Source organism: Pseudochryseolinea flava (genome assembly GCF_003286915.1).
GTDB classification, from domain to species: Bacteria; Bacteroidota; Bacteroidia; order Cytophagales; family Cyclobacteriaceae; genus Ohtaekwangia; species Ohtaekwangia flava.
Genome location: NZ_QMFY01000015.1, coordinates 74724 through 88087 on the forward strand (window position 1 = coordinate 74724; position 13364 = coordinate 88087).

7 protein-coding genes are annotated in these 13364 nt (G+C 43.4%); 4 read left to right on the forward strand and 3 right to left on the reverse strand.

Translation table 11 applies throughout. From position 1 onward, the window contains the following. Positions 1–92 precede the first annotated feature (92 nt). From DQQ10_RS22325 to DQQ10_RS22335, 3 genes are all read right to left on the reverse strand, one after another. Positions 93–1352, reverse strand: coding sequence for a response regulator (locus DQQ10_RS22325; RefSeq protein WP_112749156.1), 1260 nt, complete (start codon positions 1350–1352; stop codon positions 93–95). A 10-nt stretch (positions 1353–1362) separates the two neighbouring features. Then, entirely contained in the window at positions 1363–7809 is a 6447-nt protein-coding gene (locus tag DQQ10_RS22330) for a HAMP domain-containing protein (RefSeq protein WP_112749157.1), read from the reverse strand. A gap of 298 nt (positions 7810–8107) precedes the next feature. After that, a complete protein-coding gene (locus tag DQQ10_RS22335) occupies positions 8108–8905 on the reverse strand; it encodes a M48 family metalloprotease (RefSeq protein ID WP_112749158.1) in 798 nt (265 codons plus the stop codon). 171 nt (positions 8906–9076) lie between these two features. Here DQQ10_RS22335 and DQQ10_RS22340 point away from each other — a divergent pair, with 171 nt between their 5' ends. The 4 genes from DQQ10_RS22340 (at position 9077) to cobA (ending at position 13325) form a co-directional block, all read left to right on the forward strand. Next, positions 9077–9319, forward strand: a complete 243-nt coding sequence (locus tag DQQ10_RS22340) for a hypothetical protein (RefSeq protein WP_133259733.1) — start codon at positions 9077–9079, stop codon at positions 9317–9319. Positions 9320–9697: 378 nt separating this feature from the next. Then, the gene (locus DQQ10_RS22345) at positions 9698–10021 is read left to right on the forward strand and encodes a hypothetical protein (protein WP_133259734.1); all 324 of its coding nucleotides are present in this window, start codon (positions 9698–9700) and stop codon (positions 10019–10021) included. A gap of 410 nt (positions 10022–10431) precedes the next feature. Next, complete coding sequence (locus DQQ10_RS22350; protein WP_112749161.1) at positions 10432–12549, forward strand: nitrite reductase; 2118 nt, start codon at positions 10432–10434, stop codon at positions 12547–12549. Further along, positions 12546–13325, forward strand: coding sequence for a uroporphyrinogen-III C-methyltransferase (cobA, locus tag DQQ10_RS22355; protein ID WP_112749162.1), 780 nt, complete (start codon positions 12546–12548; stop codon positions 13323–13325). The genes DQQ10_RS22350 and cobA overlap by 4 nt, the downstream gene beginning before the upstream one ends. Positions 13326–13364 lie beyond the last annotated feature (39 nt).

Consider the following 13364-nt stretch of genomic DNA (forward strand, 5'->3'; position numbering starts at 1 on the left):
ATAAAAACGTTAGCTGTAATTTTGCCATAGTGTTTGGGGAAGACTGCGTCAATGCAGTCTTCTTTTTTTATCGGTAGCGAGAACTAGACAAGCTATTTAAATGCATGCTCCTTCTGGTGCATTAACGGTAAGGATATAATGAACGTAGATCCTTCATTGATCTTACTCCTTGCTGAGATGTAGCCATTGTGCTGTTCAACAATTTTTTTGCAAAGCGCTAGGCCAATACCAGTACCTTCAAATTCTGCATGACGGTGAAGTCGTTTGAACATACCGAAAATTTCTTCAGCATATTTTTGATCGAAGCCAATGCCATTATCCTCTATGTAAATTCTGCAATAACGATTATCAACGGTTCCACCATTCCTTGTGCTGGTCGTCATAGACAGTTCGGATCGGATTTTAATGATCGGTGTAATATCTTTTTTGGAGTACTTTAATGCATTGTTGATGAGGTTATAAAATAGGGGGCGTATCAGTCCTGGGTTGCCTTGTATTGTGTACATATCATCGACTTCAATTTGCGCATGGCGTTGTCTTACTTCCTCGTCGACATCGGCAAGTATATCGTTAATCACTTCCTTCAAATTGCATTCTGAAAAGGTCATTTTTTCGGCTGATACTTTCGAGAACGTGAGGATGTCTGTGATAAGCGCTTGCATTCTTTCCGCGGCCTGCTGAATCCGATTCAAGTTGCTTTTACCATCATCATCCAGAAGCTGCTGATATTTGTGGAAAAGACGATCACTGAAAACACGAATTTTTCGGAGAGGCTCTTGTAGGTCATGAGACGCCATGAATGCAAATCGATCGAGATCGCGGTTAGCTGACTCTAGGTTGCTAATGTTTTCGAGTAAACGGTGATTAAGCATTTTCACTTTCTCTTCGGATGCCTTTCGTTCCTTGATCTCATTCTCCAAGCTTCTGTTGATCGCAACCAACTTCTGCTCCTGCAAAATGAGTTGCTGATTTTTTCGATATAGGTCAATGAGTACAGAAACCTTGGCACGCAATACGTTCGGGTTGATTGGTTTGTAGATGTAATCCACGGCACCGGCCTGATATCCCTTGTATGCGTTTTCGTCGCCAAAATTGTTTGCAGTAATGAAGATGATCGGAATATGCTTTAGCTTTTCACGCTCGTAAATTAACGACGCTGTCTCGAAGCCATTGAGGTTAGGCATTTTTACGTCCATCAATATGAGTGCGAAATCGAATTCTGTCAATAGGATTTTTAGCGCCGAACGGCCAGAGTTTGCTTTAACAAATCGGTATCCGTCCGGCTCAAAAATGGCCTCGATAGAAAGGAGATTATCCTCCCGGTCATCAACAAGTAAAATCTTCGGTTGCATCAAGCCAATATTATTTACAGAACCACAATCTCATTAAAGACAAGAGTTGATCAATCTTTAAAGGTTTTGTGATATAATCGGAAGCGCCTGCTTCAATACATTTTTGCCTGTCGCCCTTCATCGCTTTCGCGGTTACGGCAATGATAGGCAGAGAGCTGTTTTTGTGTTCTCTTCGGATTTTTTGCGTGGTTTCATATCCGTCCATCTCCGGCATCATGATATCCATGAGCACCATGTCTATCCTTGGATTGTCGTTCAAAATCTGGATTGCTTCTTTACCACTTTCTGCTGTAATCGCGTTGATGTTAAAACGTTCGAAGACGGTCGTGAGTGCGAAGAGATTTCTGACGTCATCATCGACGACCAGAATCGTTTTTCCGCTAAGGATATCTTCTTTGCTTCTAACGTTTTCAATAATTCGTTTTTTCTCCGGCGCTAAATTCTTATGGTTGATGTGCAGCAATGAAACGGTTTCTTCAAGCAGTTGATCGAGAGAATTCACGCCTTTGGTGAGTACTGCATTGCTATTATGGTTTACATAATTTAGTTCGTTTTTGTTGAAGTCTTTTGCGGAGTATACAATCAATGGCGTGAGACGTTGCTTGGCTTTACTCGTCTTACTTATTAAATCAGTACCAGAAATGTCTGGCAAAGTATAATCGAGAATGATACAGTCGAAATCTTTTGATTCGATCTGGTGGAGTCCTTCTTCCCCGGTCTTCGCAATCGTTATTCCAATGTTGTCGTCAGTCAGAATTTTAGCGATTTGAGAGGCGTCAAGTTCGTTGTCTTCTACGACGAGTACGTTACGCATTTCTTTTTTGCTATACTCGATAATATCCTTAAATACTTCATTCAAAGATTCATTGTCGAGTGGTTTTAATAAGAAGTTTCGTGCGCCTCGTTTAAGGGCCAATGACTTATTCTCTTCTCCAGAGATCACATAGATTGGGATATGGCGATAGGTGAGATCGTTTCGTAATAGGTCAATCACTTTCCAACCACTCGTGTCTGGTAGTTTTACATCGAGTGTGATGGCGATTGGGTTGAATCGATTTATAAAATCAAACACCTCAAGATAGTTGGTTGCGACGACAGCTTTCATGTCCATGCTGTGCGCTTTCTCGACAACAATTTTTCCAAAGCGAAGATCGTCTTCAACGACTAACACTACCTTATCGTTGGATTGGATATTGTTTCGGTCATCGCCGGAGTCATTGATCATCTCATTCACGATTTCCAGATTACGATTTTCGATGCCTTCGTTCGTGATACGAAGTGTATTCAGCAACGAGTCGATTTCTTCGGATTCTTTGTCGAGCTGTAATTTCTGAATCGCTTTGATGCTTTCGGATGCTTCGCGTGTAGGGGTTACGTTAGTGTGGCTATCCAATGGTAGGTAAAGGGTAAAAGTACTACCTCTGCCAGACACACTTTCAAGTTCAATTGTTCCACCGAGTAGCTCCGCTAATCCGCGACTAATCGACAGGCCAAGACCCGTACCGCCATATTTGCGACTGGTTGATCCTTCGGCTTGTTGGAAAGCTTCGAAAATAATTTGCTGTTTCTCAAGCGGGATACCGATGCCGGTGTCGCTGATCGAGAAAGCAATCACTTTTGAGGCATTGTCTAAGTTCAAGTTGCCCGCCTTCCAGCGGCGTTCGGCTTGATAGATACTTAGTGATACTTCTCCTTTTTCAGTGAACTTGAATGCGTTAGACAGCAAGTTCTTCAGGATTTGGTTGAGACGCTGGATGTCGGTTTCAACATTCACCGGTAAAGCGGAATCGGTTTCAATCTTGAAGCGTAAGTTTCGTGCCTCTGAAATCGGTTTGAACGTTGTTTCGACAAAGCTGGTGATCTCAGAAAGTGAAACAGGAGAGATGTTCGCTGAGATGAAACCAGATTCGATTTTTGAAAGATCCAGAATGTCATTAATCAATTGGATCAAGTCGTCGCCGCATGAGTGAATTGTTTTTGCGTAGCGGATTTGCTTTTCGGTTAAGTTACCTTCGAGGTTTTCGTAGAGCTGTTGCGCTAAGATTAGCAAACTGTTGAGTGGTGTTCGCAACTCATGAGACATGTTCGCCAAAAATTCCGACTTGTATTTTGATGTAAGTGTTAATTGTTCGGCCTTTTCCTCCAGTGACAAACGCGCTTCTTCTACTTCTTTATTTTTTGCTTCTACTTCGTTTTTCTGTTTAACGAGTAGAAGGGCTTTGTCTTGCAGTTCATCATTTGTTCTTCGGAGTTCTTCTTGTTGACTCTTTAATTCACTCGCAAGCGATTGTGATTGAGCTAGGAGTTCTTCTGTTCTTGAGTTAGCCTCAATCGTATTCAATACGATACCGATACTTTCTGTTACCTGCTCAAGGAAGTCAAGGTGAGTTTCGTTAAACGGTTCAAGCGAAGCGAGTTCCATTACGGCTTTCACGTTACTCTCGAATAGTACAGGCAGAATAATCAAGTTGGCAGGAGTCGCTCTACCAAGTCCAGAATTTATCTTAATATAACCATGGGGAATGTTCGTTAGTAAGATGCGTTCTTTTTCAAGTGCACATTGTCCGACGAGGCCTTCGCCGATGGCAAATTCTTTTGGTGTGTTTTTATCTTCTTTATAAGCGTATGCGGCAAACAAGTTCAATTTCACCTGAGGGGTTTCTTCATCTTGTTTGAGAATATAGAACGCTCCGTAGTGTGCATTTACAACTTGTGCGAGTTCCGAAAGGATGCGTTTTGTTACCGTGTTTAGGTCGCGTTGGCCTTGAAGCATTTGTGTGAACTTCGCGAGGTTAGATTTTAACCAATCTTGATCTTGGTTTCGAAGTGTTGTGGCGCGAAGGTTTGCGATCATTTGGTTGATAGTATCTTTCAATGCCTCTACTTCGCCTTTTGCTTCGACGCGAATCGTTCTTGTTAAGTCTCCCTTTGTTACCGCAGATGCCACTTCTGATATCGAACGAACTTGTGTTGTTAGATTCTGTGCGAGCTGGTTTACGTTTTCGGTTAGATTTTTCCAGATGCCCGATGCACCCGGTACGTTTGCTTGACCTCCCAATCTTCCTTCGACACCTACCTCGCGGGCTACTGTTGTTACTTGATCTGCAAATACAGCAAGCGTCTCGATCATTTCGTTGATTGTTTCAGTCAGCTGTGCCACCTCGCCTTTTGCATTGATGGAAAGTTTTTGACGGAGATTTCCTGTAGCTACAGATGTTACCACCTTTGCAATACCACGCACCTGTGATGTTAAGTTGGAAGCCATCATGTTTACCGAGTCGGTGAGGTCTTTCCAAGTACCAGCAACGCCCTTCACTTCAGCTTGGCCACCAAGTTTACCCTCTGTACCTACTTCTCTCGCTACCCGCGTAACTTCAAAGGCGAATGAGTTCAATTGCTCCACCATGGTGTTGATGGTGTTTTTTAACTCAAGGATTTCACCCTTTACGTCGATGGCAACAGTCTTCGATAAATCACCAGAAGCAACTGCTTTCGTAACCTGGGCAATGTTTCGTACTTGCGCAGTGAGATTTCCTGTCATCTGGTTTACGGAGTCAGTAAGATCTTTCCATGTTCCAGCGACACCGGGTACAAACGCCTGTCCACCGAGTTTACCATCCGTTCCTACTTCGCGTGCCACACGCGTTACTTCAGAAGCAAATGCGCGCAACTGATCCACCATCGTGTTCAGGGTTTCTTTCAACTGGAGAATTTCTCCACGAACATCTACAGTGATTTTTTTCGAAAGGTCACCATTGGCCACCGCGATAGCCACGTCAGCGATATTTCGAACTTGCGCTGTAAGGTTCCCTGCCATCTGGTTAACTGAATCGGTGAGATCTTTCCACGTACCTGCTACACCTGGCACGTTAGCTTGGCCACCGAGTTTACCTTCAGTACCAACTTCACGAGCAACACGTGTAACTTCTGACGCGAAGCCACGCAATTGATCCACCATCGTATTGATCGTATTTTTTAGTTCGAGGATTTCACCTTGAACATCTACTGTAATTTTTCGCGACAAATCTCCGTTTGCAACAGCTGTTGTTACTTCGGCAATGTTGCGCACCTGTGACGTGAGGTTCGAAGCCATTTTGTTGACCGAATCTGTCAGATCCTTCCAAGTACCACCAACGCCTGGTACATCAGCCTGGCCTCCAAGTTTTCCTTCTGAACCTACTTCGCGGGCAACGCGTGTTACTTCAGATCCAAAAGAGTTGAGCTGATCAACCATTGTGTTGATCGTATTTTTCAACTCAAGAATTTCGCCCTTAACGTCTACCGTTATTTTCCTTGACAGGTCACCCTTCGCTACTGCGGTAGTTACTTCCGCGATGTTACGAACCTGGCCCGTGAGATTAGAAGCCATTTGGTTTACCGAGTCGGTAAGATCCTTCCAAACACCACCGACACCAATAACCGTTGCTTGTCCACCGAGTTTCCCTTCTGAGCCTACTTCTCTTGCAACCCTTGTTACTTCCGATCCAAAAGAGTTGAGCTGATCCACCATGGTGTTGATGGTGTTCTTCAACTCTAAAATTTCGCCCTTCACATCTACAGTGATTTTCCGCGATAAGTCACCATTCGCTACGGCCGTTGTTACCTCAGCGATATTACGCACTTGCGACGTTAAGTTACCGGCCATCTTGTTCACCGAGTCGGTCAAGTCTTTCCAAGTACCGCCAACGCCGGGTACATCGGCTTGTCCACCCAATTTTCCTTCTGAACCCACTTCGCGTGCCACACGCGTTACCTCTGAAGCAAATGAATTTAATTGATCCACCATTGTATTGATGGTGTCTTTTAATTCAAGGATTTCTCCTTTTACGTCCACAGTGATTTTTCTACTGAGGTCGCCGCGTGCCACTGCTGTAGTCACTTGCGCGATATTTCGAACTTGTCCTGTGAGGTTAGAGGCCATCTGGTTTACGGAGTCAGTAAGATCCTTCCACACACCACCGACACCTTTCACGGTAGCTTGGCCACCAAGTTTCCCTTCGGAACCTACTTCGCGAGCAACGCGTGTTACTTCCGATGCAAATGAGTTTAGTTGATCCACCATCGTGTTGATGGTATCTTTTAACTCAAGAATTTCACCTCTCACATCTACTGTGATTTTTCTGCTGAGGTCACCCCGTGCTACCGCTGTTGTTACCTGTGCAATATTTCGAACTTGGCCGGTGAGGTTCGAAGCCATTTGATTTACGGAGTCTGTAAGGTCTTTCCACACACCTCCAACACCCTTTACTGTAGCTTGTCCTCCAAGTTTACCTTCTGAACCAACTTCTCTTGCTACACGAGTCACTTCCGCTGAGAAGGAGTTCAACTGATCTACCATCGTGTTGATGGTATTTTTTAATTCTAGGATTTCGCCTTTAACGTCGACGGTAATTTTTTTCGATAGGTCACCTTTCGTCACGGCCGTCGTAACGTCCGCGATATTTCTAACCTGACCAGTGAGGTTTGATGCCATCTGATTCACGGAGTCGGTAAGATCTTTCCACGTTCCCGCCACACCTTTCACTTGTGCTTGGCCTCCGAGCTTTCCTTCGGTACCAACTTCAAGCGCTACACGCGTTACCTCAGAGGAGAAAGAGTTAAGCTGATCCACCATCGTGTTGATGGTATTCTTCAACTCAAGGATTTCTCCTTTTACATCCACCGTGATTTTTTTGGAAAGGTCCCCTTTCGCTACGGCGGTTGTTACTTCGGCAATATTTCGTACCTGTGCCGTAAGATTGCTTCCCATCTGATTCACAGAGTCCGTCAAATCTTTCCACACACCGGCAACGCCTTTTACTTTTGCTTGACCTCCGAGTTTACCTTCAGACCCTACTTCGCGCGCCACACGGGTTACTTCCATGGAGAACAGGTTAAGCTGTTTTACCATGTCATTTACTTCTTTTGCAATTTGTGCGAACTCACCCTGCAACGTATGACCACCAATTTCAAGCGGCATTTGTTGGGATAGATTTCCTTTTGCTACAGAACTGATAACGTGTGCAATCTCTATGGTAGGGTGTACAAGGTCGGAGATTAGCACGTTCAATGAATCAACGCCTGTGCTCCACGCGCCCTTTGCTTTTGGTACTTCTATACGCTGATTTAACTTCCCTTGCTTACCAATGATATGTCCTGCGCGTGTAAACTCCAACATCATTTTTTCATTGAGCGAAATGACTTCATTCAATGTGTCGCACACCTTTCCACTTAAGCCAACTTGGTCGAACGGCATCCGCGCTGAGAAATTTCCGTTACGGACTTCCGTCAGCACGCGTAGCAGTTCTCGGTTATCGATGAAGTCTTGATTTTGTACGGAGAACGAAGGAACAATTTCTTTGTTTTTCTTCGCGACTTTTTTTGCAGACCGACTCGGTGGTGTCAGCGTTGCTATTGTCTGCTTAGCGGTATCGTGGTTTTTCTTTCCATTCGTACCTGATGAAGCCTTCTTATTCATAGAAAATGTTGATTCAAAGTAGTGATGAAATCAGTACACTAAATGTAGACATAAAATGCTGAGCGCTGAGAGAAGTTCATTGCTAAATCGTGTGTTAACAAAGAAAAAAAATGTCAGTGATGATAATCATCCACACGCGATCCTTCGTAAAATCTTATGCCAGCTTGACCGCTATAGATTTGTCAATCTTGGATTCGAGAAGGGAACAGAAAGTGCGTGAAAAAGATGCTACTCACTACGATCTCTTGATAAACAAGAAAGAGCGGTATCTACTCAATTAACTAACTTTTAAAACATCTCAGGGGAGCGCACTCTTCAAACTGGCGTAGCCTGTATCGTTGCTCAGACTTGTATCACAATCAAGTTCTTCTGCTTTTTTGTTGATGTCTTCGATTCTGTTTTCGGGATTTGGATGTGTACTCAAAAATTCGGGAGGTTGGCCTCCGCCTTGTTCTTCTAATTTAATGAAAAATGTAGCCGCACCGTTGCAAGCGTATTTCGTTTGAGAAAGATATTCTACAGAGTTTGCGTCAGCTTCGCGTTCAAAATCACGACTGAAACTCAAGCCAGCAAGAGAACCGGCTATCTGAGCTGCGATTTCTTGAAGGGCGGAAGGATTTTGTCCGAGCGCGATCGCCAGAAGTGCATTAACACCATACGCCTTTTGCAAATTTCGCACAGTATGTCTTTCGTCCGCGTGCGCTAATTCATGCCCCAATACGCCCGCGAGATCGTCAGCGTTATCAAGATATTTAATCAATCCAGTATAGATGTAAATATATCCGCCCGGCGTGGCAAACGCGTTAAGGACGTTGTCGTCATGAATGACATGTAATTCCCACGCGAATTCCTCTTTATAGGCCAGCTTTCCCGAATTTAGTATTTCGTTTTTCATGCCGTTTAGGTAAGCGTACACTTGCGGATACTGACTTTCTGAAAGGATTTTATATTCCGGATTTGCCATGATTTCTGCTTTCACCTGTTGTCCCAGGGCGACATCATCTTGAACCGAGAATACAATGAAATTATTGTTCTCATCACAGCTTGTTGCAAGTAGGAGAGAACTGAAGACAAATAAACAGATCAGACGTTTCATAATCTAAGTTTGTATACAATCTCAATACCAGCGGCTATTCCAGGATTTTTCCCCTTCTACACATTGTTTCGAAACTTCCTAGTGCCACTTTCCGAAAACGACTTCGATAAATGTTTATCGTTGGCATACGATTTCTATAATCGATTATCGCCGAGTTAATGTCGGAGGATTATGGAAGTTATGAAAAGTATAGCGAAAGATTCCACCAATTGTATGCTGAGCTATATGTTATCGCAGCCGGTGGAAATTGATTTGATCATGTTGTTATTATTCATTCTCGAATATGTTGGCGTATTGCGTGTAGGTGAGGCGTTGCGTAGTGTAAGGTTGATGTTCGATTTGACACTTAAAGCGTTCAAACATTTTTTGTACTACGCCGGAAATCTAACGGTATATGGACGGTCGCGCGAATGATGTGGGATGATGTAGGCAACCGAAGATAAATGTGCAGTATGAATAATTTCCTACAATAAATTCTTCTCCTCTGAGTCAATGAGCTTCTCCACCCACGAAGTTATCATCAATACAAAAAAACATTTTGTTGTGCATCGGTTGGAGGTGTTCGTCACAGTAATCGTTCGCGGTGATTTTTCTTTATCATCCTTATGATAATTGCAGTGCAATGTGAAACTTCGTAGTAAAGCTTTCGTATTGAGAGTCGAAACGATGTAAGAAAACAAGCGCAAAGAAATAGGATCGCTTGATCGTAAAAAGAAACGTTATAAGGCAAACCGGCTAACTGACAAAACTTTTTAAACTTAAACTAAGCCGGGGCAATTTTTAAAAATGAATATGAATTGGAACACAATATACATTACGGGTAAACCTGGTTTTCAGCAGGAGTTGCGTCGTAAACTTGAGCACACTGATTTAGAGTGTATGCCGGGTTACGTAGATAATTCCACAGCAGATGTTAGCCATGATTTGTACTGGCTCGATGAGCGTACTGAAATTCGTGAGCTAAAAGAAGCGATTGGAAGCAAAATGGTTTGGAAGTACAGGTTGAAATTCTATGCGTCGCTGGAATCATTTCTCGAAGCGCAAGAGCGTGGAAAGCCGAAGGGATTAACAAAGGACGAAATGGACCTCATGGCGCACATGAGAGAAGTGGCATAAGCGCCTTTATCGTTAGCCACCATTTATTTTTTGGAACTTCATCGTCTACCGAACTGTTAGGGATAATTATTGCTGGTAGGCGTCTCTATCGATTGAAACTCATCACAAACACTTGTTTGGACTTTTAAGTGGAGAGAAAATATCTCGGAATGATTTGAATTGATGAATAATATCTATAATATTGATCGATATTTAGGACAATGAGAAACAATAAGACCTGTTCGAGCAAGAAGTTTGCAGCCAAGATGTGGTGCTGTAAACAGGTACGCCGTGCAGGAATTATGGATTCGTGATGATCTCTGATAGACTAACACAGAAATTAATAGCATAACGAGCCTTTCCTGCACCGAAACACGGGGAAGGCTCTTTTATTTTATAAACATATACCCGAACTAACAGCCCTTAGCCATATGCAAAGCTTTCGTTCTGAACTTGAAGATTTAAATAACCCGGTTGTCGCGCGCGATATTATCGATCTGGAAAAGAAGATCAGGTTATTTCGTGAGGGAAAAATTGATGACGATAAATTTCGCAGCCTTCGCTTAGCGAGAGGAATTTACGGCCAGCGTCAGTCGGGTGTGCAAATGATCCGCATAAAGCTTCCCTTAGGACGCGTATCTACGAAACAACTTCGTACCATCGCCAATATTTCAGATGAGTACGCGAGCAAGAATCTGCACGCCACTACGCGTCAAGATATTCAAATTCACTTTGTGAGTTTAGATCGTACACCAGAGCTGTGGGCGCGACTCGAAAAAGATGACATCACAACGCGTGAAGCTTGTGGTAATACTGTTAGAAATATCACAGCGTCTGACTTAGCTGGTATTGACCCGAAAGAACCATTTGATGTGTCGCCGCATGCTTATGAGATGTTCCGTTATTTCTTGCGCAATCCGATTTGCCAAGAGATGGGTAGAAAATTTAAGATCTCTTTTTCATCTAGTGAAGACGACTCTGCTTTCAGTTTTATCCACGACCTTGGTTTTATTCCCAAGATCGTTGACGGTAAGCAAGGCTTCAAGGTAATGATTGGCGGCGGGCTTGGTGCAAATCCATACCTCGCGCTCGTTGCCTATGAGTTTTTGGAAAGCGATCAAATCATTCCATTTGCAGAGGCTGTGCTTCGCGTATTTGATCGTTATGGAGAACGCAATCGCAGGATGAAAGCACGATTCAAATTCTTGCTTGATGATCTCGGATTGGAAAAAACGATGGCACTTGTCGAGGAAGAAAGACTAGCGATAAAACACAAATCTTACGCGATCGATTTGAATGTTCTTCCGCAGTCTACCAGCCCAGTGTTTAGAGGTGTAGATCCTTTTATAGCAGACCAAACCAAATTCGAGCGCTGGAGAAAGACCAATGTGTTTGAACAAAAGCAAAAGGGATTTTACGGTGTCTATGTTAAACTTCCGTTAGGAAACATGTCATCAGACCTGGCGCGTACATTTGCAGACATTGTTGATCAACATGCGTCAGAAGAGCTTCGCATTACAGTGAATCAAGGTTATTTGATACGTTACGTACGTCCCGAAGCGTTGAAATCATTGTATGTCGCGTTAGATCAATATGCGCTTGCAGAACCTGGTTTTGATAGTGTTGCTGATGTTACTGCATGTCCTGGAACTGAGTCGTGCGCGTTAGCAATTTCTGACAGCACGCATATTTCGCTTGCGCTTGAGAAGGTAATACGCGAAGAATTCCCTGACATGATTTTTAATACTGATATTAAGATTAAGATCAGCGGATGCCCTAATTCATGCGGCCAACATGGTTTAGCTGCGATAGGGTTACATGGCAGTACAATCAAGGATAAATCTGGTAAACTCCTACCAGCATTGGTTGTCTTGTTAGGGGGCGGAAATCTGAAAGACGGAAATGCGATAATCGCGGATAAAGTTGGTGTGAAGATTCCGAGTAAGCGTGGTCCAGATGCGTTGCGTTTAATCTTAAATGATTACGAAGCAAATGCAATTGATGGCGAATATTTTCACGATTACTACAAACGACTTGGGCAAAAGTATTTTTATGCGATGCTTAAGCCATTGGGAGATTTGACGACGGTGACGCCAACAGATTATATCGATTGGGGTGAAGATCATAATTTTATTCTTCATACGTCGGTAGGAGAATGTGCTGGTGTGATCATCGATTTAGTTGCTACGTTGCTTTACGAATCAGAAGAGAAGATCGGATGGGCAAATGAAGCGATTCAGCAGAAGCAGTATGCTGATTCAATTTATCACAGCTACAATACGTTCATCAACACGGCAAAGGCAATGTTGTTAACCCGCGAAACAAAACCAAGCACACAAATCCAAGTGTTGAATGACTTTCAAAAAGAGTTTGGTGCGAGTGGTATTTTTGGCGCTGCAGATTTTAAAGAATTTGTACTGCGGATTAACAAGCAGGAGCCATCAGAAGAATTTGCGATAGCATTTTTAGAAGATGCGAAACGCTTTTTAGCAGAAGTTTCTGCCTATAGAAAACAAGAGACAACAGAGAAAGAAGCAGTAGCGAAATGATTCCTACGGTATTTACTTTTCATAAAGAACCTCGTCTGACCTTAGTAGGTGCAGGGCCTGGTGATCCTGAGCTGATCACCGTGAAGGCAATAAATGCGCTGAAGGAGGCAGATGTGGTTCTGTATGATGCCTTGGTGTCGCCTGAAATACTACGGCTGATTCCGAATGGCATTCCTGCATTTTCCGTGGGGAAACGTGCTGGGGAACATTCGCATACGCAAGATGAAATCAATCAGCTCATTGTTGAGTTTGCTTTTCTTTATGGCCATGTGATTCGATTAAAAGGTGGAGATCCTTTTGTGTTTGGACGCGGATCAGAGGAGATCGAGTTCGCAGAATCGCATGGTATTGCCACGCGTGTGATTCCTGGAATCACGAGCGCACTTGCTGTACCTGCAAGTTTGAAAATACCGGTGACTGCGCGGGGTGCCAGCGAAAGCTTTTGGGTAGTGACGGGTACTACTAAGGCAGGAAAGATTTCTGGTGATATTGAATTAGCGGCACAGTCTACCGCTACCGTTGTGATATTGATGGGATTACATAAAGTGGATGAGATCATGGCAAGCTTTTGCAGACATGGCAAGCATGACATGCCTGTCGCTGTGATTCAAAATGGAACCTTACAGACCCAGCGTAGCGTTATTGCTACAGTAGAAACTGTAACGGAACAAGTGAAGGTCAATAAAATTGAAGCGCCGGCTGTCATCGTCATTGGTGAAGTCGTTCGATATGCAGAAACGCTTCGCCACATCATGACCAAGGTCAAATCGGCCTAATTTCTTTCGCATTTTTTCTAAAAACGAATAATTTACAAA

Bases quoted from the DNA above. Each gene is read 5' to 3' on its own strand.
- DQQ10_RS22335 (WP_112749158.1), bottom strand. From the start codon at position 8,905: ATGAAACGTCTGATCTGTTTATTTGTCTTCAGTTCTCTCCTACTTGCA.
- DQQ10_RS22325 (WP_112749156.1), bottom strand. From the start codon at position 1,352: ATGCAACCGAAGATTTTACTTGTTGATGACCGGGAGGATAATCTCCTT.
- DQQ10_RS22330 (WP_112749157.1), bottom strand. From the start codon at position 7,809: ATGAATAAGAAGGCTTCATCAGGTACGAATGGAAAGAAAAACCACGAT.
- DQQ10_RS22350 (WP_112749161.1), top strand. From the start codon at position 10,432: ATGCAAAGCTTTCGTTCTGAACTTGAAGATTTAAATAACCCGGTTGTC.
- DQQ10_RS22345 (WP_133259734.1), top strand. From the start codon at position 9,698: ATGAATTGGAACACAATATACATTACGGGTAAACCTGGTTTTCAGCAG.
- DQQ10_RS22340 (WP_133259733.1), top strand. From the start codon at position 9,077: ATGGAAGTTATGAAAAGTATAGCGAAAGATTCCACCAATTGTATGCTG.
- cobA (WP_112749162.1), top strand. From the start codon at position 12,546: ATGATTCCTACGGTATTTACTTTTCATAAAGAACCTCGTCTGACCTTA.